Consider the following 22,906-nt stretch of genomic DNA (forward strand, 5'->3'; position numbering starts at 1 on the left):
GCTTTAACCGGATGCAAGCGCACGATTCCGAAACCCCGCCGGCACCGCCCGGCCCGCTCGACCGTCTCGCGTCTCTCGCCATCGGCATCGCAGGCGTTGCCCTGCTGGGCATGGTCTTCGTGCAGGCGCTCCAGGTGTTCGCCCGTTACGTGGTGAACGACTCCCCGGGATGGACCGAACCGGTCGCGTTGTTGCTGCTCAACACGGCGATGAGTTTCGGCGCCGCCGCCGGCGTGCAGCGTGGCTCGCATTTCGGCTTCTTCATTCTGGTCAACGCGGTGCCGCCGATGGTGCGCAAAGCCCTGCTGGTCGCCTCGAACCTGGTGATCGCCGGCATCGGCGCCGCGTTGGCGATCTGGGGCGGGCGGCTGTTGTTGGACGGCCTGGACATTCCGATGGCCGGCGCACCGCTCCCGCAAAGCGCCGGTTTCGCCCCGATGACCGTGGGCGGCGCGCTGATGGCGCTGTTCGCCGCGCAACGCGCGATCGCGGCGTTCGCGTCCAAGCCCCACAACCAGGAAGCGCATTGATGGACGTCGCGATCCTCTTCGGCGTGTTCGCCGTGCTGCTGATGATCGGCGTGCCGGTCGCCTACTCGCTGTCCACGGCGGCGCTCGCCACGTTGCTCTACATCGGGCTGCCGCCGATCGTGATGGTCCAGCAGACCGCCGCCGGCGCCGGCTCGGCCTCTCTGATTGCGATTCCGTTGTTCATCTTCGCCGGCGAGATCATGTTGCGCGGCGGCATCTCCGAACGGCTGATCGGCCTGGCGTCGTCGCTCGTCGGCCATCTGCGAGGGGGGCTTGGCCAGGTCAGCGTGGTGTCCTCGCTGTTCTTCGGCGGCGTGTCGGGCTCGGCCATCGCCGATGTCTCGGCCATCGGCGGGGCCATGATCCCGCAGATGGTCAAGCGTGGGTTCGACCGCGATTTCGCCGTGAACATCACCATGACCGCGGCGATGGTGGCCTTGCTGGTGCCGCCCTCGCACAACCTGATCCTGTATTCGGCCTCGGCCGGCGGCAGCATTTCCATCGCCGATCTGTTCGCCGCCGGCATCGTCCCGGCGCTGTTGATGACCGGCACCTTGATGTTCACGTGCTGGATCATCGCCCGCCGCCGCGGCTATGCCACCGAACCGTTCCCGGGCTTCGGCATCGTCCTGCGCAGCTTCGTCGCCGCCCTGCCCGGCTTGCTGCTGGTGGCGATGATCTTCATCGGCATCCGCGCGGGCATTTTCACCGCGGTGGAAAGCGCGGCCATCGCGGTGGTCTACGCGCTCCTGGTCACGACCCTGGTTTACCGCAAGCTGCGCTGGCGCGACTTTCTGGAGACCGTCGCCGGCGCGGCGCGCACCACCGGCACGATCGTGTTCGTGATCGCCTCGGCCGCTTCGTTCGGATGGCTGCTGGCTTACCTGCAGGTGCCCAGTTGGGCGGTGGAGACGCTGACCGGCATCACCAGCGACAAAAACCTGCTGTTGCTGCTGATGATCTTGATCCTGCTCGTGTTGGGCACGTTCATGGACCTGGCGCCGATGATCATCATCTGCACCCCGATCTTCTTGCCGCTGGCCAAGGCCATCGGCGTGGACCCGGTCCATTTCGGCGTGATCTTGATCCTCAAGGGCGGCATCAGCTTGATCTCCCCGCCCCTGGGGTCGGTGCTGTTCGTCGGCACGGCCATCGGCAAGATCAGCATCGGCGAAACCTTGCGCACGATCTGGCCGTTTTGGCTGTCGGCCCTGGCGGTCTTGCTGGTGGTCACCTTCGTTCCACAGCTGTCGTTGTGGCTGCCCAGCTTGCTCAAGCATTGACCGCAGCGGGCAGGAAGGCAGCGGTCGCGCCGCCCTCACCCCCGCCGGGGCTATCATCACCGCATTCCCGCCCGCGATCCCCGCCCGATGCCGCCGCGCAAGAAAGCCGAAACGCCCGCCCCCTCCTCGCCTGAGCGCGGGGGCGGCAACAAGGCCCAGACCATCAACGACATCGCGCGTCTGGCGCAAGTGTCGAAGAAGACCGTTTCGCGGGTGATCAACCAGTCGCCGTTGGTCCACAAAGAAACGCGCGACCGGGTCGAAGCGGTGATGCGCGAGGTGAACTACACGCCCGACCCGTTCGCGCGCAGCCTGGCGTTCCGGCGGTCGTTCTTGATCGGCATGGTCTACGACAACCCGACCGCGCAATACATCGTCAACATGCAAAACGGCGCGCTCGACGGCATCCGCGATTCCGGGTTCGAGCTCGTGGTCCACCCTTGCGACAGCCGCAACCCCGCCTACATCGACGGTGTGCGCCGGTTCGTGCAGCAACAGAAGCTTTTCGGCGTGATGCTGGTGCCGCGCGTGTCCGAGGATCAAGCGCTGGCCGACATGCTGGCCGAAATCGACTGCCGTTACGCGCGCATCGCGTCGGTGTCGCTCGACCACGCCTCGCGCATGCTCATCACCCACGATCGCGACGGCGCCGCCGAAGCGGCCGATTACCTCCATGCGCTCGGGCACCGCGAGATCGCGTTGATCACGGGCCCCGCCAGCTACCGCTCCGCGCACGAGCGCACCGCCGGCTTCATCGAGGCCCTGCAGCGCCATGGCCTGGAACTGCCGCGCCACCGCGTGATCGAGGCGGGCTACACCTTCGAGTCCGGCGTGGCGGCGGCCGAGCGGCTGCTCGCGGGCAAGGATCGCCCCAGCGCGATCTTCGCCGGCAACGACGAGATGGCCGCCGGCGTCTACAAGGTCGCGCTGCGCTCGGGGATCAGCATCCCGCAACAGCTGTCGGTGATCGGCTTCGACGACAGCCCGCTGGCTTCGCGGCTGTGGCCCGCGATGAGCTCGGTGCGCCTGCCGATCCGCGACATGGGCCGCATCGCCGCCTCGATGCTCTTGCAGAACGAGCCCACCGCCGCCGCCGCCCTGGCCACCGCCAGCGTGCGCCCGCACCTGATCATCCGCGATTCCTGCCAGCCCCCGGGCTAAGCGCCCCGGCACCCGCAACGCCACCGCGCGGCCCCGTCGAGGACGGGCGGGCCGGCTTGTCCCGACAAATGACACCGGTTAACCTTCGATCAGGCGGCGCCAGTCCGCGCCCACGACGGAGCTTGCATGTTCCACAAGACCTACCACGCCACCCATCCGGACATGATGGCCGGCGCCAGCAACCAGCAACTGCGCGACCGCTACCTGATCGGCGACCTGTTCGCCGCCGGCGAGGTGCGGCTGAACTACTCGCACAACGAGCGTTTCGTGATCGGCGGCGCCGCCCCGACCGACGCGCCGATCGCGCTGCCGCTGCAGACGGAGCCCGCGTCCGCCGCCGGCAAGCCGTTCCTGGAGCGGCGCGAGTTGGGCGTGGTCAACGTCGGCGCAGGGCCGGGTCGGGTTCGCGTGGACGGTGTGGAGCACGCGCTGGCCCCGAAGGACGGCTTGTATGTCCCCATGGGCACGCAGGCGGTCGAGTTCTTGTCCGACAGCGCCGAGAACCCGGCGCGGTTCTACCTCGCGTCCACGCCCGCCCACACCCGCTACGAGACGGTCCACATCTCGATCGAGAAGGCGGTTCCGCTGCAACGCGGCGCGTTGGAAACGTCGAACGAACGCACGATCTACCAATACATCGTTCCGGCCACTTGCCGTTCCTGCCAGTTGCTGCTCGGCCTGACGATCCTCAAGTCGGGCAGCGTGTGGAACACCATGCCGCCCCACCTGCACGACCGCCGCTCGGAGGTCTACTTCTACTTCGACCTGGGCGACCAACGAGTGATGCACTTCATGGGCGAACCCGAAGACATGCGCCACATCGTCATCGCCGACAGCGAAGCCGTGGTGTCCCCGCCGTGGTCGATCCACATGGGGTCCGGCACGCGCAACTACTGCTTCATCTGGGCCATGGGCGGCGAGAACCTGGACTACACCGACATGCATCAACTCGACCTGTGCCAGCTGAAGTGAGAACGCGATGAGCCCGGTCCTGGAGCATCACGAAAACCCCTTCTCGCTGCATGGCCGCGTGGCGCTGGTGACCGGCGCCAACCGCGGTCTCGGCCAAGCCATCGCCTTGGCCTTGGCTCGCGCCGGCGCCGACGTCGCCTTGGTCGCCAGCGGCGACAGCAACGAGACCGCCGCGCTCGTGCAGGCATTGGGTCGGCGCGCGCTGGTGTTGCGCGCGGACCTGTCCTCGCTGGACCCGATCGAGAACGTGGTGGCCGACACCGAACGTGGGCTCGGCGGCCTCGACATCCTGGTCAACAACGCCGGCGTGATTCGACGCGCCGACGCCCTGGATTTCAGCGAACAGGACTGGGACGAGGTCATGAACGTCAACCTCAAAAGCGCGTTCTTCCTCGCGCAAGCCGCGGGCCGGCGCATGGTCGCCAACGGCCGCGGCAAGATCATCAACATCGCCTCGATGCTGTCCTTCCAGGGCGGTATCCGGGTGCCCTCCTACACCGCCAGCAAATCGGGCCTGGCCGGCATCACCCGCCTGCTCGCCAACGAGTGGGCGGGCAAGGGGGTGAACGTCAACGCCATCGCGCCGGGCTACATGAGCACCGACAACACCGCGCAACTTCGCGCCGACGAAGGCCGCAACCGCGAGATCCTCGCGCGCATTCCCGCGGGACGTTGGGGCACTCCGGACGACCTGGGGGGCGCCGCCGTGTTCTTGGCTGGCCGCGCCTCCGATTACGTCAACGGCGCGATCTTGCCGGTCGACGGCGGCTGGTTGGCGCGCTGAGGCCGCCATGGCGATCCGTTCGTTGGTGTTGGGCACGCTCGCCGTCATCGGCGCCGCTGAAGCGGCGCCGCCGCCGACCAAGGAACGCTGCGGTTCCTACGTGCAGCGGGCCGCCGACATCGCGATCGAAGAACCCGGTCCCCACGAAGGAGCGGGACGCACCACCGCCTATCCGTTCTTCGCCGATGCCTGCGGCTTCCGGATGGCGTTTCGCCAGCGCGTCCTTCATCCGGGCGCGACCATTGGCGAACACCTCAACGACAAGGACGAGATCTACTACGTGCTGTCAGGCCGCGGGTCGCTCTTTTTGGACGGCAGCACCCGCGAGGTGCAGGCCGGCGACGCGGTGCTCACCCGCAAGGGCAGCCGCCACGGCCTCAAACAAGTGGGCCGCGAGAACCTGGTGATCATCGTCGCCTATCAAAAGCCCTGAAGATGGCGACGACGGATCACCCCGTCGCCTCCGCCACCGCCGGCGATCGGGTCGAGTCACGGACCGTCAACCGCGGTGTGACCGCGGCCTCTCGGGCGACCACCCCGCCTGTCCGCCACCCCAGCCCGTGCAGCAGCGATCGCACGGCCAACTGCCCCACCTCGTCCACGGGCAGATGCACGCTGGTCAAGCCCGGCGACAGTTGCGCGGCGATGGGGCTGTCGTCGTAGCCCACCATCGACAGATCCTCCGGGATGGCCAACCCCCGTCGCAGGGCCACGTGGTAGCAGCCGCTCGCCATCTCGTCGTTGCACGCGAAGATCGCCGTGGGTCGGGGCCGTTGCGCCAACAGGTATTCGGCCCCAGCGATCCCGGACTCGAAGGTGTAGCTGCCTTGGTAGACCTCGAGCGCCGATGGCCCCAGGCCCGCCTCAAAGAGGACCTGCACGAAGCCCTCGACCCGCTCGATCGACGAGCGATAGCGGCGCGGCCCGGCGATCACCCCAAAATGGCGGTGCCCGAGGGTCAGCAGATGCCGAGCGGCTTCCGCTCCGGCCTTTCGGTCGCGCGTCAGCACCGTGCGCGCAGGGTCGTCCAGAGGGATCGACGCCACACGCACGTAGCAACACCCGGCTTCCCGAAGCGCGGTGGCCAGCAGTTCGTCTTCGGAGACCCGCGGGATCAGCAGCAGACCGCTCAACCCATGCCTCAAGGCGAAGCGACGAACCCCTTCGACATAATCGGACCGTCCGCTGTCGCAGGGGTGCACGACCAGCCCAACCCCCGTCTCGTTCAAGGCGGCCAGCACGCTGCGCTGCACATCGACCACGTATTGGGCGCTCGGATTGTCATACACGAGGCCCACCAGGGCTGGGCGCTGAACCGCGCGAGCCGACGGAAACGACCACCCCAGCTCGCGCATCGACGCCAAGACCCGGTTGCGCGTGTCCACGCTCACCAGAGGCGAACGCTGCATCACCCGCATCACGGTCTTGACGGATACGTCCGTGCGCCTGGCGATCTCTTCCACGCCAGAAGGCGCGCCCAGCGCCGAAAAATACGGAAAGCCCGAGGCTCTCGCAGGTTTGGTGTTTTCCATGCGGTCCACACCTCGGGCATCGATGAAATGACATCGCTGGACAGAACCTACCAGAGCCTCCGCTTCTTGGCATGTTGCGGCGCCGCGATGTCCTTCCGCAGCGTGTCGTCGGCTTGGGGCGCTCGACAAGGTTGTCCAAGCCTTCAGGGACGCCCCCTCGCTGTCCCGGGTCATGGCGCTGTCCGGGGACATCGTGCGCCGCGCTTGTTCCAGGCCGTTCTGTGATTTCAATCAGCGGAAGCCTGGGGCATGGCTTCTATAACTGTCGCCCGCTGGCGGCATCACCACCGCGCAGCGCCTCGACACCTCACCCCGCCAAGGAGCGTTCGCGCCATGAGCAACCTACACGCCCGTCGACTTGCCTTCGGCCTTCTGGCCTTGATGTTTTCTTCCTCGTGCCTCGCGCTGGACATCCCGCGCGTGTGCAAAACGATCGACATCGGCAGTGGCAGCGGCATAAAGACCATCAACGTGGACGGGCAAACCTACGACGCGGCCGCGCGCAACAACTGTCCCGCCGGCACCGTGGTGCGCTACCTGGGCGATCCGGGCGATCAAACCGAAAGCCAGAAGCCCACTTTCATCTTGCGCAACAACGCCGTGCTCAAGAACGTCGTCATCGGCGACGGCAGCAACTCGGGCACCAACCGCAACTACCGCGGTCGCGGCGGCGACGGCATCCATTGCTATGGCAGCTGCAGCCTGCTGGAGGTCTACTGGGACGACGTGGGCGAAGACGCGGCGACCTTCAAAAACAACCAGCCTTCCGACGTGTTCTTGGTGCAAGGCGGCGGAGCCCGACTGGCGAAAGACAAGACCTTCCAACACAACGGTCCCGGCATCATGAAGATCGAGCAGTTCGAGATCGAACGCGCGGGCAAGCTCTACCGCTCCTGCGGCAACTGCAAAACCCAATACAGCCGCACGGTGTATATCACCGACGTCATCGCTTCCGACACGGGCGTGATCGCGGGGATCAATTCACGCTACGCCAACGGCGTGGCCGGCGACAAAGCCACCCTCACCCGCGTGTCGACCTCGGGCCGGCGCTGCGCCGAGTTTCTCGGAGTCACGCAAGGCGAGCCCAGCGAGATCACCCCGGTCCCCGGGGCTTGCACCGTGCGCTGAGGACGCTTGGCTTACGCCGAACAGCACTCCGATGTTTCTGTCGCGGTCGGTAAAATATCGTGTCCAGGCTCGCGTCGGGTGAAACACGGCGCATCGCATGAGGCGGTCTCGATTCGAGACCGCCATATCCCTTGGCGAGGATCTCTCGGCTCGGAACAACGTCGTTTAGTTCTGTTTGCCGCCCCGCGTTTTCCCTTACCGAAGCACGCTGAATTCCATCCGGCGATTCTGCGCGCGCCCCGATTCGGTGGCGTTGTCGGCGATCGGCTTGTCCTGGCCGTAGCCCTTCGCGACCAAGCGCGCCTCGGGAACGCCCAACTCGAGCAGACGCGCTTTCACCGCGTCGGCGCGCGCGACGGACAAGCGCAGGTTGGCCGCGGCGTCGCCGGTGTTGTCGGTATGGCCGCCGACTTCGATGCGGGTGCCTTCCGGCGTGGCCTTGATCGCTTCGGCCGCCTTGCGCAGTGTTTCGGAACTGTCGCGGGTGATCGTCGCCGAGCCCGTGGCGAAATGGATGCCCGCCAGATTCAAGGCCTTGACCAAGTCGTCGGCGCTGAAACCGGCCTTGAGCGACGACAGCGCCGAGATGCCCTTATCCCAAAGCCCGCTGATCTCGAAGTCGCCGAAGATCCCGCGCAGTTTTTCCGACAGCGCGAGCCGCCGATCGTCGGGCAGCGCCGAGGTGTCGATGGCGATCTTGTCGCCGTCGACGCTCAGTTTCGCGCCGGCGGCCTTCAGTTCCGGCAGGAAGCCGATGAGCCGGTCGAGCCATGCGGCCGGCGCCGCCGCCGCGTCCACGGCCACCTCGCCCTGCACGTTCTCGGCGCCGAAGGTCGCTTTGAGCGCGTCCATCAGCTTGGCCTTCTCGGCATCGCTGGACAGCCGTCCGCTCACGACCGCCTTGCCGGCGGCGTTTTCGATGGCGACGCCCGCAACCGTCTGCGCTGCCGGCGCGCTGGCCGCGGGCGCCGCGGGCGGCGGCGTCGCGACCGCGGCGTCGGCGGCGGGCGGCGGCGTTTCCGCCGGCGGCGTTTGGGCGGGATGTCCCGCGCATCCCTTGAACAGCAGGAAGGCCACGATCAGCGCCGCGCCGAGCAGCAGCCACGGCAGCCATTTGCCGCTGCCGCCGCCGGCCTTGCCGATCGCGTCGGACGCCGCCTGCGTGGTCGCGTCGGCCGCGTGCCCTAGCGTCCTGGCGCCGCCGGCGATGGCGCCTCCGACCGCGGCGGCGCCCGCCGTCGCCGCGCCCCAGCCGGACTTGCCCAGTTCGCCGAACCATTCGCCGATTTCGCCGACCCAATGCCGCAGCGATTCCGGAATGCCGCGCGGCTCCTGCCCGTTCTCGCTCAGTCCATCGACCAAACCCGGCAGCGTCGCGCCGATCGCCGAGGCCGCGGCCGCCGGCGTCAGGTCGAGCTTGTTCGCGATCGTCGAAATCAGCGCCGGCCCGAACGCCCGTTCCACCTGTTCGCTGGGCAGCGCTTCGTTCGGTCCGTGCCCGAGCCACGATTGGATCGAAGCGCCGAGGCCTCTTTCGCGCAAGCGCGCCATGAATCCGGAGAATCCGCCGGATGTTTCGTCGAACAGCATCGCCGTCAGCAGGCCGATGAGTTGCCTGACCTTGTCCGAGTTCAGGCCGGTCTTTTGCGAGACCTCGAGTACGAGTTGGTTCAAGGCTTCGATGCGCATGGAACCCCCACTGCGTTATGGATCTTCGGTGATCGGCAAGCCCTCGCCCGGGATCGGCGCGGCCGGCCGCTGTTTTCGGCCGGACGGCTCAACCTCCGCATTGCGCCAGCGGTTCCGGCGTCGCGGCGGCCGCGGCGGGCTTGAACGGCCCGAACCGCCCGACGTGGCTGCGGGCGTGCTGGCCCACGATTTGCCGGGCCTCGGACACCGGAATGCGCTGCACCGCGTCGGCGCACGGAATGCCGAGTTCGGCGTTGGCCTTCAACCGGTTCATGTTCTGCCCGTTGAAGGCGGCCGTGTTGCCGCGATACAGCGCGACCATGCGTTGCTCCACGGCGCCGGAGGTCATGCGGTTGGCGATGCCGCTCACCGAATCGCCCGGGACCGTGGAATAGCGCGAGCAGCCCTCGAGCGTGCTCTGTCCGTGCGACGGCGCCTTGCAGCTGCCGCCGCCGGACGAAGCCGGAGCGCTGGGTTCGGCGACGGCCGCGGCCACCGGCGCCGCGGCGACCGCGGCGGCGGCAGCCGCTACCGGCAGCTTGGCCGAGGAGCCGCCGCCGGAAGACGCCGCAGTCGCGGCCGGCGTCGCCGCCGTCGCGGGATCGGCTTGAGCCGGCGCCCACGGCGCGGCCGACGCCACCATCTGCGTGGTTCCGCCGAAGCTGAAGCGCAAGCCGGCTTGGACCGAGTGGGCCTGATCGTCGCCGCTCAAGTCGGCGCGGTACTCCACGAAGCCGGTGGCGGCGGGCGTGAACGCGTACGTCAGACCCGCGCCCGCGTTGACCCGGTTGCGGTCCGGCGAGAAGCCGGCGATCGCGAACCCGGGCACCTGCGCGGCGGCGAAGTGGTTCTGCGTGCGCGGCGCGTTGTCGTTCAGATCGTGCAGGTAGCGGATGTCGAAGGTGGGACGCAGGCGCCCCGCCTTGCCGATGAAGCGCACGCCCGCGCCGACCGTGGTGGTGTCGTAGTCCTTGCCTTCCACGCGCAGGTTCGCGTCGCCGGCGCCGGTCTCGGTCACATCGTCCAGGCTCAGGCGGCTGTGGTAGACGCCGACCAGCGGCTCGATGCTCGCGCTCGCCGTTTCGAAACGCCAGCCCGCTTCGGCCATCGCGTACCAACCGTCGGCATCGGCGTCGGCCCGGGCGGTGCGGTCGAACACGCCGACATGGACCGGGCGGGTGACGTCGAAGCTGCTCTTGGCGTAACCGGCCGCGCCTTGCACCCACGGGCCGCCGTCGGGCCGCGGGGCGTAGCTGAGGTGGACGCCGAGGTACCACTGGTCGCCGTCCACGCGGTCGCCGCGGCGCGGCACGTCGAAGTTCGACTTGGCCATGCCGAGATGTGCGCCGGCGCGCAAGCCTTCTGCGAACGGCGCGTCCGCGCCGACGGTCAGGCCCCACAGGTCGTTGTCGATGTCGGCCAGCGTGCCGTTGCCTTGGAACGCGGCGTCGCCGCCGAAGGTGGTGGCCCAGGCGGTGAAGCCGGCGCCGGCCCGCTCGGTGCGGCCCACGTCGAGTTGCTGGCCGACGCTGCGCTGCAGGCGTTCGGCGCCGTAACGCGAGGCGCTGAGCAGCGAGCCGTAGGTTTCGCCGGTCAGCGTGTCGAACATCGGCACCGCCTGCGCCGCGGTGACGCCGCGCGCGGCGGCCACCAGTTGTTCGACCGCCGGATTGCCGCTGTCGGCCAAGGCCTGCAGCGCGTTGGCGACCGATTGCTGGTTGCCCGGCAGTCCCGGGAACTCGTTGAAGCGGTTGGCTTCCTCCAAGCGCAGGAATACATCGCCGCCTTGCGCGAACAGGCTGGCGGACAGGAACGGCAGCGCGGTCTGGGTGACCGAGGAGAAGCCGGTTCCGCTCAGGCTTTGCGCATCGACGATGCGGTAGTCGGTGATGTCGGCGTAGGACCCTGCCTGCGGCAACGCCACCACGGTGCCGCCGTTGAGCGCGGCGGCGCCGGCGACGATCACGCTGTCGCTGACGCCGGCGCCGGTCTGGCGCAGGATCAGGCTGGAGCCCGGCGCGCTGGCGAAACTGCCGACGTTCAAGCTCGCGCCGGCCGCGCCGGTGCCGGCCGCGGCGCCGGTCGCGCCCGGAAGACCGCTCGGCGCCAGCTTGCCGGCCAGCGCCAGAGCGCCGCCGATGCTGCCGTCGCCGACCAGACTGCCGCCTGCCGCGACCGTGGTGTCGCCCGTGAGGGTTCCGTCGACCACGAGCGTGCCGCTGCCCGCGCTGGCGTCGCCGATGGAGGTGGCGAGGAAGTTGGCGGTGCTTGCGGTCGGCACCACCAGCGTGCCCGGGCCGACCAGGCTCAGGTTTTCGAAGCCGGCGAACGCGGCGCTGCGCAGGACGCCCTGCCCGCTTCCGCTCAGCGCCAGCCGGTCGACGCCGCCCTGCCCGTCGACCAGGCCGGTCACGCTGCCCAGTCCGGCCAGCGAGCTGTTGAACACGTCGTTGCCGGCGCCGAGATTGACCGTACCGGCGAGCGCGCCCGGCGCGGACAAGGTCAACACATCGTCGGAAGCGCCGAAGTTCGCGGTTGTGCCGGCCGCGCTGCTGATGCCCGCGGTCACGCCGTCGGTCACGTTCAAGGTTCCGCCGCGGACGTCGAAACCGCCGGTGAAGCCGGACATCTCGCCGGTCAGGGCGACCGCGGACGCGCCGTCCTTGACCAGTTGGCCCGCCCCGCTCACCGCGCCGCTCAGCGCGAACGGGTTGGCGCCGCCGAGGGTCAGCGCCGCCGAGGGCGCCACATCGACCGCGTTGGCGATAGTCAAATTCGCGACGCTGGCTTGCAGCGCGGCGGGGCCGCCGACCTGCAGCGCGCCGGTGCCCAGCGCGGTGTTGCTGCCGACGTTCAAGGTGCCGCCGAGCAGATCGAATCCGCCGGTGAAGCTGTTGTTGCCGCTCAGCGTGACCGCGGCCGGACCGTCCAGGCTCAGGCCGCCGCTGCCGCCGATATCGCCGGTCAGCGCCAACGGCGCGGCGTTGGCGACCGAGAGATCGCCGTTCAACGCGAAGGCATTGCCGAGCGTGGCGCCGCTCAGCGAGCCCAGGTTGGCGTCGCCCGACACCGTGACCAAGCCGGTGCCCAACGCGGCGTCGTGGTTGGCGACGACGGTCGATCCCGCGAGCAGTTGCACGCCGCCGCTGTAGCCGCTGTTGTCGCCGCCCAGGCTCAGCGCGCCGGTGCCGCCGACGGTCAAACCGCCGGTGCCGCTGAGCTGGCCGTTGAGGCCGAGGTCGTTGCTGCCGCCGAAGCTGAGACCGGCATTGACCGCGACGTTGTTGGCCACCGCCACGTTGGCGGACGACGCCAGCGTGGCCGCGCCGTCGACCGTCAACGCGCCGGTGCCCAGCGCGGTGTCGCTGCCCAGGGTCAGGGTGCCGCCGAGCAAATCGACGCCGCCGCCGAAGCTGTTGGCGCCGCCGAGGGTCAGGCCGGCCGGGCCGGCGAAGCTCAGCCCGCCGGCGCCGGCGATGGGCCCGGTCAGGCTCAGATCGCTGGTGCCGCCGAAGCCGAGCTGCGCGCCCGTCCCCAGGTTGATCGCATTGCCGAGGCTCAGCGGCGCCGCGGTCTGCAAGGTCGCGTTGCCGCCGACGTCCAGCGAACCGGTGCCCAGCGCCGCGGCGTTGCCGAGGTTCAAGGTGCCGGCGTTGAGATCGACGCCGCCGGCGAAGGTGTTGGCGCCGTTGAGGCTCAAGGTGCCGGTGCCGCCGAAGTTCAAACCGCCCGCGCCGCCGATGACGCCGGACAGCGACAGGTCGTTCGCGCCGCCGATGCCCAAGCTCGTACCGGCGCCGAGGTTGATCGCGTTGCCGAGGTTCAGGCCGGCGACGGTGGTCGACAGAGCGCCGCCGAGGCCCGACACGTTCAACGCGCCCGTGCCCAAAGCGCCGGCGTTGCCCACACTCAGGTTGCCGCCGCCGCTCAAGCCGACGCCGCCGCCGAAGGTGTTGGCGCCGGTGAGGCCCAGCGTGCCGGTGCCGTCGAAGTTCAGGCCGCCCGCGCCGCCGATGGCGCCCGACAGCGACAGATCGTTCGCGCCGCCCAGGCCCAGCGTCGCGCCGGTGCCGAGGTTGATCGCATTGCCGAGGTTCAAGCCGGCAACGCTGGTCGACAGATCGCCGCCGAGGCCCGACACGTTCAACGCGCCGGTGCCCAAAGCGCCGGCGTTGCCGACGCTCAGGCTGCCGCCGCCGCTCAGGCCGACGCCGCCGCCGAAGGTGTTGGCGCCGGTGAGGCCCAAGGTGCCGGTGCCGCTGAAGTTCAGCCCGCCCGCGCCGCCGACGACGCCGGACAGCGACAGGTCGTTGGCGCCGCCGATGCCCAGAGATGCACCGGTGCCGAGGTTGATCGCATTACCGAGATTCAAACCGGCGACGCTGGTCGACAAGTTGCCGCCCAACCCCGACACGTTCAACGCGCCGGTGCCCAAAGCGCCGGCGTTGCCCAAACTCAGGTTGCCGCCGCCGCTCAAGCCCAAGCCGCCGCCGAAGGTGTTGGCGCCGTTGAGGCTCAGCGTGCCGGTGCCGCCGAAGTTCAAGCCGCCCGCGCCGCCGATGAGGCCCGACAACGCCAAATCGTTCGCGCCGCCGATGCCCAGCGACGCGCCCGCGCCGAGGTTGATCGCGTTGCCGAGGTTCAGGCCGGCGACGCTGGTCGACAAGTTGCCGCCGAGGCCCGAGACGTTCAGCGCACCCGCGCCCAACGCGCCGGCATTGCCCAGGCTCAGGCTGCCGCCGCCGCTCAAGCCGACGCCGCCGCCGAAGGTATTGGCGCCGTTGAGGCTCAAGGTGCCGGTGCCGCCGAAGTTCAGCCCGCCCGCGCCGCCGATGAGACCCGACAACGCCAAATCGTTCGCGCCGCCGATGCCCAGCGACGCACCCGCGCCGAGGTTGATCGCGTTGCCGAGGTTCAAGCCGGCGACGCTGGTCGACAAGTTGCCGCCCAACCCCGAGACGTTCAATGCGCCGGTACCCAGCGCGCCGGCGTTGCCCAAACTCAGATTGCCGCCGCCGCTCAAACCGAGGCTGCCGCCGAAGGTGTTGGCGCCGGTCAGGCTCAAGGTGCCGGTACCGCCGAAGTTCAAGCCGCCCGCACCGCCGATGAGACCCGACAAGGCCAAATCGTTCGCGCCGCCGATGCCCAGCGACGCGCCGGCGCCGAGGTTGATCGCATTGCCGAGGTTCAAGCCCGCGACGCTGGTCGACAAGTTGCCGCCCAACCCCGACACGTTCAACGCACCCGTACCCAACGCACCGGCATTGCCCACACTCAGATTGCCGCCGCCGCTCAAACCGAGGCCGCCGCCGAAGGTGTTGGCGCCGGTGAGGCTCAACGTGCCGGTGCCGCCGAAGTTCAAACCGCCCGCGCCGCCGATGAGGCCCGACAGCGACAGATCGTTCGCGCCGCCGATGCCCAAGCTCGCGCCTGTACCGAGGTCGATCGCATTGCCGAGGTTCAAGCCCGCGACGCTGGTCGACAAATTGCCGCCCAAGCCCGACACGTTCAACGCGCCGGTGCCCAAGGCGCCGGCATTACCGAGGCTCAGATTGCCGCCGCCGCTCAAACCGAAACCGCCGCCGAAGGTGTTGGCGCCGTTGAGGCTCAACGTGCCGGTGCCGCTGAAGCCGAGGCCGCCCGCGCCGCCGATGAGACCCGACAGCGACAGATCGTTCGCGCCGCCGATGTTCAGCGCCACGCCGGCGCCGAGATTGATCGCATTGCCGAGGTTCAAACCCGCGATGCCGGCGCTGAGCCCGGCGTTGCCGAGCACGTCCAGCGAGCCCGTGCCCAGCGCCGTCGCATTGCCCAGCACCAGGTTGCCGGCATTGAGATCGACGCCGCCGCTGAAGGTATTGGCGCCGGACAGCACCAGCGTGCCGGTGTCGTTCTTCACCAACCCGCCGAGGCCGGCGATCTGCGCCGAAATCGTTCCGGTCATTCCCGCATCCACGCGGACGATCGTGTCGGCGGTGTCGGTGGTGAGCACGCCGCCGAAGCCCACGATCTGGTAGCCGTCGGACGCGAACTGCAGGCCGCCGAAACCCACCGGCCCGATCACGTTGACCACGCCCGGCGCGCCTTGGAAGACGGCGAACGCGCCGTTCACCCAGCCGCTGTTGACGGTGCCGTTGACGTTGGTCCAGTTGGGCGTGGGCGTCGCGCTCCAAATGCCCGCGCCGCCGTCGACGCTGCCGTTGGGCAACACGTTGATGCCGTCCCAGAACTGCACCACCGCGCCGGCGTTGACGGCCAGGTTGATCTGGTTCGCGACGCCCGTCTGCACCTGGACGCTGCCCGGCGTGAACGGCCCGGGCAGACTGCCGAGCAGCAGACCGCGATCGTCCAAGGTGCCGGTGTAGCCGATCAGCTGATAAACGCCCGGGCCGAATCCGCCGATGTCGTTGACGTTGAGGGTGCCGTCGAGGGTCAGGTTGCCGTTGACGGTCAAGCGGTCGTTGAGGCCGCCGGCCGTGCCGAGGTCGTAGTTGAGCGTTGCGCCGCTGCCCATGAACAGCGAACCCAACGTGAGCGTGCCCGCGCTGCCGATGCCGCCGGCGTTGAGCGTGCCGTCGAGGGTCACGGCGCCGAGGCTGCCGCTGCCGGTAAGCGTGGCGCCCGCGTTGATGGCGGTCGGCGAAAGCAGCGAACCGTTGACCGCCAGGGTGCCGGACTGGATGGTCGTGCCGCCGCCGAAGGTGTTGGCGCCGTTGAGGTTCAGCGTGCCGGTGCCGGCGAAGTTCAGCCCGCCCGCGCCGTCGATGATGCCGGACAGCGACAAGTCGTTCGTGCCGCCGATGCCCAGCGTCGCGCCGGCGCCCAGGTTGATCGCGTTGCCGAGGTTCAGGCCGGCGATGCCGGCGCTGAGGTTGCCACCGAGGCCCGAGACGTTCAACGCACCCGTACCCAACGCACCGGCGTTGCCCAGGCTCAGGCTGCCGCCGCCGTTCAAGCCGAGACCGCCGCCGAAGGTGTTGGCGCCGTTGAGGCTCAAGGTGCCGGTGCCGCCGAAGTTCAAGCCGCCCGTACCGCCGATGGTGCCGGACAGCGACAAGTCGTTCGCGCCGCCGATGCCCAAGCTCGCGCCGGCGCCGAGGTTGATCGCGTTGCCGAGGTTCAGGCCGGCGATGCCGGCGCTGAGGTTGCCGCCGAGGCCGGAGACGTTCAACGCACCCGTGCCCAACGCACCGGCGTTGCCCAGGCTCAGGCTGCCGCCGCCGTTCAAACCGAGACCGCCGCCGAAGGTGTTGGCGCCGTTGAGGCTCAAGGTGCCGGTGCCGCCGAAGTTCAAGCCGCCCGTTCCGCCGATGGTGCCGGACAGCGACAAGTCGTTCGCGCCGCCGATGCCCAAGCTCGCGCCGGCGCCGAGGTTGATCGCGTTGCCGAGGTTCAAGCCGGCGATGCCGGCGCTCAAATTGCCGCCGAGGCCCGAGACGTTCAACGCGCCCGTGCCCAACGCACCGGCGTTGCCCAGGCTCAGGCTGCCGCCGCCGTTCAAGCCGAGGCCGCCGCCGAACGTATTGGCGCCGTTGAGGCTCAAGGTGCCGGTGCCGCCGAAGTTCAAACCGCCCGCACCGTCGATGAGGCCCGACAGTGACAGATCGTTTGCGCCGCCGATGCCCAAGCTCGCGCCGGCACCGAGATTGATCGCGTTGCCGAGGTTCAGGCCCGCGATGCCGGCGTTGAGGTTGCCGCCCAGCCCCGACACGTTCAACGCGCCGGTGCCCAGGGCGCCGGCGTTGCCCAAACTCAAATTGCCGCCGCCGTTCAAGCCGAAACCGCCGCCGAAGGTGTTGGCGCCGTTGAGGCTTAGCGTGCCGGTGCCGCCGAAGTTCAGGCCGCCCCCGCCGCCGATGAGACCCGACAACGACAGATCGTTCGCGCCGCCGATGCCCAAGCTCGCGCCCGCGCCGAGGTTGATCGCGTTGCCGAGGTTCAGACCCGCGATACCGGCGCTCAAACTGCCGCCCAAGCCCGAGACGTTCAGCGCGCCGGTGCCCAAGGCGCCGGCATTGCCGAGATTCAAACCGCCGCCGCCGCTCAAGCCGAAACCGCCGCCGAAGGTGTTGGCGCCGTTGAGGCTCAGCGTGCCGGTGCCGCCGAAATTCAGGCCGCCCCCGCCGCCGATGAGACCCGACAGCGACAGATCGTTCGCGCCGCCGATGCCCAGCGACGCACCCGCGCCGAGATTGATCGCGTTGCCGAGATTCAGACCCGCGATACCGGCGCTCAAATTGCCGCCGAGGCCCGAGACGTTCAACGCGCCCGTGCCCAACGCACCGGCATTGCCGAGATTCAAGCCGCCGCCACCGCTCAAACCGAAACCGCCGCCGAACGTGTTGGCGCCGTTGAGGCTCAACGTCCCGGTGCCGCCGAAGTTCAAGCCGCCCCCGCCGCCGATCACGCCCGAGAGCGACAGATCGTTCGCGCCGCCGATGCCCAAGTTCGCACCCGCGCCGAGGTTGATCGCATTGCCGAGATTCAGGCCCGCGAGGCCGGCGCTGAGATTGCCGCCGAGGCCCGAGACGTTCAGCGCGCCCGTGCCCAAGGCGCCGGCGTTGCCGAGATTCAAGCCACCGCCGCCGCTCAAGCCGAAACCGCCGCCGAAGGTGTTGGCGCCGTTGAGGCTAAGCGTCCCGGTACCGCCGAAATTCAAACCGCCCCCGCCGCCGATCACGCCCGACAGCGAAAGATCGTTCGCGCCGCCGAGGCCGAGCGACGCACCTGCGCCGAGATTGATCGCGTTGCCGAGATTCAGACCCGCGATGCCGGCGCTCAAACTGCCGCCGAGCCCCGAGACGTTCAACGCGCCCGTGCCCAACGCGCCAGCGTTGCCGAGATTCAAGCCACCGCCGCCGCTCAAACCGAAACCGCCGCCGAACGTGTTGGCGCCGTTGAGGCTCAACGTCCCCGTGCCGCCGAAGTTCAAACCGCCCGCGCCGCCGATGAGGCCGGACAGCGACAAATCGTTCGTGCCGCCGATACCCAAGCTCGCACCCGCGCCGAGATTGATCGCGTTGCCGAGGTTCAAACCGGCGAGGCCGACGTTGAGGTTGCCGCCGAGCCCCGACACGTTCAACGCGCCGGTGCCCAAGGCGCCGGCGTTGCCGAGATTCAAACCGCCGCCGCCGCTCAAGCCGAAGCCGCCGCCGAACGTGTTGGCGCCGTTGAGGCTCAACGTCCCGGTGCCGCCGAAGTTCAAACCGCCCGCGCCGTCGATGAGACCCGACAGCGACAAGTCGTTCGCGCCGCCGATGCCGAGCGACGCACCCGCGCCGAGGTTGATCGCATTGCCGAGATTCAAACCGGCGATGCCGGCGCTCAACGTGCCGCCCAGGCCCGAGACGTTCAACGCGCCCGTGCTCAACGCGCCGGCGTTGCCCAAAGTCAAACCGCCGCCGCCGCTCAAGCCGAAGCCGCCGCCGAAGGTGTTGGCGCCGTTGAGGCTCAGCGTCCCGGTGCCGCCGAAGTTCAAACCGCCCCCGCCGCCGATCACGCCCGACAGCGCCAAGCTGTTGGTTCCGCCGATGTCCAGCAGCGTGCCGGTGCCGAGATTGATCGCATTGGCGATGTTGAGTCCGCCGACGTTCGCGCCGAACCCGGCGTTTCCGGTCACGTTGAGCGCGCCGGTGCCGAGCGCGCCCGCGGCGCCGACGAACAGGCCGCCGGCCGACAGATTCACGCCGCCGTTGAAGGTGTTGGTGCCGTTGAGGCTCAAGGTGCCGGCGCCGAGCTTGAGCAGCGAGCCGGCGCCGCTGAGGGTGCCGCCGAAGCTTCCGTTCAAGCCCAGGCCGCCCACCGACAGTTGATTGCCGCCCAGGGCGATGCTGCCGCTGCCGCTCAGATTGCCGAGCGAGGCGTCGAAGCCGTTGAGGTTCAACGCGCCGCCCGCGCCGAGATTGAAGCTGCCGCCGCCGAACAGGCCGGCGCTGAGCGCGTCGCCGAACTGCAGCGTGCCGAAGTCGACCGAGACGCCCGAACCGGCGCCGAGCGAGCCGCCGCCCGACAGCGTCAGCAGACCGTTGTTGCCGGCGGTGCCGAAGTTGAGCGCGGCGCCCGCGCCGAGGTTGAGGCCGCCGCCCCACCCCGCGTTGAGTCCGCCGCCGACCGACAGCGTGCCGCCCGCGCCCGCGCCGAGGTTGAGCGCGTTCGCGAACGTCCCGTTGAGCCCGAGAATCAGCTCGCCGCCGCCCAGATCCACCGCGCCGGAGCCGAACGCGGACAAATGATTGGCGCGCACCCGGCCGCCGCTCAGCGCGAACCCGCCGGTGTAGGTGTTGGCGCCGCTCAAGGTCAGCAAACTGGGGCCGGCGTAGCTGAGGCGGCCGTCGCCGGCGACCACGCCGCTCAAGGTCCAGTCGAAATCGCCGCCCAGCGCCAGATTCGCGCCCGGCGACAGGTTGACGGCATTGGCCAGATTGAAGCCGGCGAAGCCCGGGCTCAGCGTCGCATTGCCGGCGACGTTGAACAGTCCGGTGCCGAGCGCGTTCGCGTTGCCCAATTGCAGAGTGCCGCTGAGCAGATTGAAGCCGCCGCTCCACAGCGCGTTGTTGCCGCTGAGCCCGAACACGCCCGTGCCGTTCAAGGTCAGGCCGCCGGTACCGCTGAGATTGCCCGCCAGACTCAGATTATTGGCCCCGCCCAAGGTGAGGGCGGCGTTGAGCGCGATGGCGTTGGCCAGCGTCACCGCCGCGCTCGATTCGAGCGTGGCCGCGCCGTTGATCGCCAACGCGCCGGTGCCGAGCGCGAGGTTGTTGCCGACCCGCAGCGTGCCGCCGCCGAAATTGAGCCCGCCGCTGAAGTTGCTCGCGCCCGACAGCGCCAGCACGCCGGTGCCGTTCCAGTTCAAGCCGCCGGTGCCGCCGATTGCGCCGCTGAAGTCCGAATCCAGTCCGCTGGCGCCCAGCGAAAGGAATCCGCTGCCGAGCGACAGCGCGCCCGAACCGGTCAGGCGCCCCAAGGTCGTGTTGATGCCGTTGAGATTGAACGCACCCGCGCCGCCGACGTTCAACGCGGCGTTGGCCAGCAAACCGCCGTTGAAGCCCGCGCCCAAGCCGAGCGTGCCGAAGTCCGCCGACAGCGCGGCGCCGGAACCGATCGAGGAACCCGCGCCCCAGTTGAGCAGCAAGCCGCCGGTCGCGCCGCTCTCGCCGAAGCCGAGGTTGGCGCCCGCGCCCAGGGTGACGTTGCCGCCGAGCGTGGCGTTGAAGCCGGTGCCCGCCGAGATCCGGGCGCCGAGCCCGCCGGCGAGATTGATCGGGTTGGCGAACGCGCCGTTGGCGCCCAAGCGCAGCGCGCTGCCGCCGCCCAGGCCGATCGCGCCGGTGCCGAAGGCCGAGGTGTTGCCGGCGAACACGGTGCCGCTGTTGACCGCCAGCCCGCCGCCGAAGGTGTTGAGGCCCGACAGCGACAGCAGGCCGGTGCCGTTCCAGTTCAAGCCGCCGGTGCCGCCGATGGCGCCGCTGAAAGTCGAGTCCAGGCCGGTGGCGCCGAGCGAGAGCGAGCCGCTGCCGAGCGCGAGCGCGCCCGAGCCGGTCAGGCGTCCCAAAGTCGTGTTGATGCCGTTGAGGTTGAACGCGCCGGTGCCGCCGACGTTGAGCTCGGCGCCGCTGAGCAAGCCGCCGTTGAAGCCGGCGCCCAATCCCAGCGTGCCGAAATCCGCCGACAGCTTGGCCCCCGACGCGATGGTCGAGCCGGCGCCCCAGTTGAGTTGCAGGCCGCCGGTCGCGCCCGCGCGCCCGAACGCTAGCGTCGATCCCGCGCCGAGGTTGACGTTGCCGCCGAGCGTGGCGTTGATGCCGGTGCCGGCCGACACCGTCGCGCCGAGCCCGCCGGCGAGGTTGATCGCGTTGGCGAAGCTGCCGTTGGCGCCCAAGGTCAACGACGTCCCGCCGCCCAAGCCGATCGCGCCGGTGCCGAACGCGGCGGTGTTGCCGCCGAAGACGCTGCCCGCGTTGACCGTCAAACCGCCGCCGAAGGTGTTGGCGCCCGACAGCGACAACAGGCCGCTGCCGTTCCAGTCCAGTCCGCCGGTGCCGCCGATGACGCCGCCGAAGGTCGAGTTCAACCCGGTGGCCCCCAGCGACAGGCGACCGGCGCCGAGATTGACCGAGCCCGCGCCCGACAGCGATCCGGCGGTGATCGAGCCGGCGGTCAGGCCGGTCATGTCGAGACTGCCGCCGGCGTTGATCGTCAACCGCGCCGTGCCGCCGGTGCCGGTGCCGAGGAAGCGCAGCGCGCCGCCGGTGTTGACGCCTATCGTCGCGTCGCCGGCGCTGCTGGCGCCGCCGAAGTCGAGATTCCCGGCGATCGTGAGGTTGGCGGTGCCCGCCGTGCTCGAACCCGCGAACGCGGCGTTGCCGCCGGTGGCGACGGCGATCGTCGCCGTGCCCGCCGTCGCCGTGCCGTCGAAACCCAAATCGCCGTTGGCGCCGACATTGATCTGCGCGTTGGCGGCGCTGGTGCCGGCGCCGTTGAAATTGAGCGCGCCGGTTCCGGCGACGCCGACGTTGAACACCGGCTGGAACAGCGAGTTGTTCTCGATGCCGGTGCCGGTGAGGTTCAAGGTCGCCCCGGACGCGGTGCCGAGGTTGAAGGTGTACTGCGGCGCGAGCGCGCCGAAGCGGATCGTCCCGATCGAACTGTTGGTGCCGTTGCCGAACGACACCGCGGGAACGAACGAGGTGTTGAAGGTCGCCGTGCCGGTCGGCACCGAGCCCGAGCTCCAACTCGCGGTGCTGGTCCAGGAGCCGCCGCCGGCGCCGGTCCAGGTCGCATCCTGGGCGGCCGCGATCGCGGGCTGGACCAGTTGCAACACGATCAGGAACTGCAGCCCGATCCGGATGTTTCGACTCAGAGGGTGAAGGCATGTGGATTTGCGCTGTTCACCGCGCCATTTCTTGCTGAAGCGCTGGACCCAGAAACGACTCGTGGCGTTCTTCCGCATGACCGCTCTCCCTACAGCGACGTGTCGATGACGACGGTGTGCAATGCCCTACTTCGAGCGGTCCGCGACCGGATCGGCCGAAAAAAGGCGTTGGAGTGATGTGCGATTTACGTCTCAAATCCGCTAAGGCGCGGGTCGTATTTCGGTTTTTTTAGTGCGTAAAAAACGCGTTTTTAAGTAGTGAAATTCGTGTGCCCTTCTACACCTGTTTGCGAGAGATTCATGTCTATTGCGATGAGGGAAAACCCTCACGCCGCGAAAGATGAACGCGGAAAAACCAGTAATTTCAGCCTGTTCACTAAAATGCGAACCCGGTCGTTCAGTCTTCGGTCCGACCTCAATAACCTGTAAGCGAAACCGGACATGGACCACTCGGCCTGGAGTCCACTGCATGCGTATGGAAGACCGGATGCGCCGCGCCCGCTTGCGCGCCAAGCTGTCGCAGCAGGAATTGGCGGCCAAGATCGGCGTGCAGCGCAGCGCCGTGGCGCAATGGGAAAAGACGGGGGGCAACCTGCCCTCGATGAACCATTTGATCGACATCGCGCTGGCCACCGGCGTGACGCTGGAGTGGCTGGGCACGGGGCGCGGCCCGATCAAGGCCGACGAAGAAACCTGGACGCCTGCGGTCCAGAGCCTCGATTACGCTCAGGACGAAACCGAGTATCAGTGCTTACAGGACCTCAGACGTCTCCCGCATCCGCTGCGGGAGAGTCTGGTCGGGATCATCGCCCAGCTCGCGAAAAATTATCCGTGAAGCATCGCGGCGGCGCGCGGCGTCTTTTTGCTGAAGGTCGGGCTCTGGGACGGGCCGTCGCGGCGGTCGTTCGCAACGTCCCGAAGCGCTGAAAACCTTACGCCGCGAGTCCTATTCCCCG

Annotated in this window: 11 protein-coding genes; 8 read left to right on the top strand and 3 right to left on the bottom strand. The window is 69.1% G+C overall.

Annotated features, from left to right (window positions below; all coding sequences use genetic code 11):
- Positions 1–11: 11 nt before the first annotated feature.
- The 6 genes from J5226_RS16855 to J5226_RS16880 all read left to right on the top strand — a co-directional run bounded on the left by J5226_RS16855 (position 12) and on the right by J5226_RS16880 (position 5,163).
- Positions 12–530 (top strand): TRAP transporter small permease, encoded by a 519-nt coding sequence (locus tag J5226_RS16855; protein WP_215835591.1) that lies wholly within the window; start codon positions 12–14, stop codon positions 528–530.
- Positions 530–1,813 (top strand): TRAP transporter large permease, encoded by a 1,284-nt coding sequence (locus tag J5226_RS16860; RefSeq protein WP_215835592.1) that lies wholly within the window; start codon positions 530–532, stop codon positions 1,811–1,813. The genes J5226_RS16855 and J5226_RS16860 overlap by 1 nt, the downstream gene beginning before the upstream one ends.
- Positions 1,814–1,900: 87 nt before the next feature.
- Positions 1,901–2,974 (top strand): LacI family DNA-binding transcriptional regulator, encoded by a 1,074-nt coding sequence (locus J5226_RS16865; protein WP_215835593.1) that lies wholly within the window; start codon positions 1,901–1,903, stop codon positions 2,972–2,974.
- Between the two features lie 126 nt (positions 2,975–3,100).
- A complete protein-coding gene (gene kduI, locus J5226_RS16870; RefSeq protein ID WP_215835594.1) occupies positions 3,101–3,946 on the top strand; it encodes a 5-dehydro-4-deoxy-D-glucuronate isomerase in 846 nt (281 codons plus the stop codon).
- 7 nt (positions 3,947–3,953) lie between these two features.
- The gene (gene kduD, locus J5226_RS16875) at positions 3,954–4,730 is read left to right on the top strand and encodes a 2-dehydro-3-deoxy-D-gluconate 5-dehydrogenase KduD (protein WP_215835595.1); all 777 of its coding nucleotides are present in this window, start codon (positions 3,954–3,956) and stop codon (positions 4,728–4,730) included.
- A gap of 7 nt (positions 4,731–4,737) precedes the next feature.
- Positions 4,738–5,163 carry a cupin domain-containing protein gene (locus J5226_RS16880; protein ID WP_215835596.1) on the top strand — a complete coding sequence of 142 codons (426 nt, stop codon included), beginning with the start codon at positions 4,738–4,740 and terminating at the stop codon, positions 5,161–5,163.
- A gap of 16 nt (positions 5,164–5,179) precedes the next feature.
- Here the strand turns inward: J5226_RS16880 and J5226_RS16885 are convergent, their stop codons facing one another.
- Positions 5,180–6,262 (bottom strand): LacI family DNA-binding transcriptional regulator, encoded by a 1,083-nt coding sequence (locus J5226_RS16885; protein WP_215835597.1) that lies wholly within the window; start codon positions 6,260–6,262, stop codon positions 5,180–5,182.
- Positions 6,263–6,595: 333 nt separating this feature from the next.
- On the opposite strand from J5226_RS16885, the gene J5226_RS16890 reads away from it, so the two are divergent.
- Positions 6,596–7,390, top strand: coding sequence for a pectate lyase (locus J5226_RS16890; protein ID WP_215835598.1), 795 nt, complete (start codon positions 6,596–6,598; stop codon positions 7,388–7,390).
- Between the two features lie 195 nt (positions 7,391–7,585).
- Here J5226_RS16890 and J5226_RS16895 read toward each other — a convergent pair whose 3' ends face one another.
- Together J5226_RS16895 and J5226_RS25570 are read right to left on the bottom strand one after the other, a co-directional pair.
- Positions 7,586–9,079 (bottom strand): OmpA family protein, encoded by a 1,494-nt coding sequence (locus J5226_RS16895; protein WP_215835599.1) that lies wholly within the window; start codon positions 9,077–9,079, stop codon positions 7,586–7,588.
- Positions 9,080–9,167: 88 nt separating this feature from the next.
- Positions 9,168–21,899 carry a FimV/HubP family polar landmark protein gene (locus J5226_RS25570; RefSeq protein WP_215835600.1) on the bottom strand — a complete coding sequence of 4,244 codons (12,732 nt, stop codon included), beginning with the start codon at positions 21,897–21,899 and terminating at the stop codon, positions 9,168–9,170.
- A 520-nt stretch (positions 21,900–22,419) separates the two neighbouring features.
- On the opposite strand from J5226_RS25570, the gene J5226_RS16905 reads away from it, so the two are divergent.
- Positions 22,420–22,785, top strand: a complete 366-nt coding sequence (locus J5226_RS16905; protein WP_215835601.1) for a helix-turn-helix transcriptional regulator — start codon at positions 22,420–22,422, stop codon at positions 22,783–22,785.
- The last annotated feature ends 121 nt before the right edge of the window (positions 22,786–22,906 follow it).

Source organism: Lysobacter sp. K5869 (genome assembly GCF_018847975.1).
GTDB lineage: Bacteria > Pseudomonadota > Gammaproteobacteria > Xanthomonadales > Xanthomonadaceae > Lysobacter.

Bases quoted from the DNA above. Each gene is read 5' to 3' on its own strand.
- J5226_RS16860 (WP_215835592.1), top strand. From the start codon at position 530: ATGGACGTCGCGATCCTCTTCGGCGTGTTCGCCGTGCTGCTGATGATC.
- J5226_RS16890 (WP_215835598.1), top strand. From the start codon at position 6,596: ATGAGCAACCTACACGCCCGTCGACTTGCCTTCGGCCTTCTGGCCTTG.
- J5226_RS16905 (WP_215835601.1), top strand. From the start codon at position 22,420: ATGCGTATGGAAGACCGGATGCGCCGCGCCCGCTTGCGCGCCAAGCTG.
- J5226_RS16895 (WP_215835599.1), bottom strand. From the start codon at position 9,079: ATGCGCATCGAAGCCTTGAACCAACTCGTACTCGAGGTCTCGCAAAAG.
- kduD (WP_215835595.1), top strand. From the start codon at position 3,954: ATGAGCCCGGTCCTGGAGCATCACGAAAACCCCTTCTCGCTGCATGGC.
- J5226_RS16880 (WP_215835596.1), top strand. From the start codon at position 4,738: ATGGCGATCCGTTCGTTGGTGTTGGGCACGCTCGCCGTCATCGGCGCC.
- J5226_RS16855 (WP_215835591.1), top strand. From the start codon at position 12: ATGCAAGCGCACGATTCCGAAACCCCGCCGGCACCGCCCGGCCCGCTC.
- J5226_RS16885 (WP_215835597.1), bottom strand. From the start codon at position 6,262: ATGGAAAACACCAAACCTGCGAGAGCCTCGGGCTTTCCGTATTTTTCG.
- J5226_RS16865 (WP_215835593.1), top strand. From the start codon at position 1,901: ATGCCGCCGCGCAAGAAAGCCGAAACGCCCGCCCCCTCCTCGCCTGAG.
- kduI (WP_215835594.1), top strand. From the start codon at position 3,101: ATGTTCCACAAGACCTACCACGCCACCCATCCGGACATGATGGCCGGC.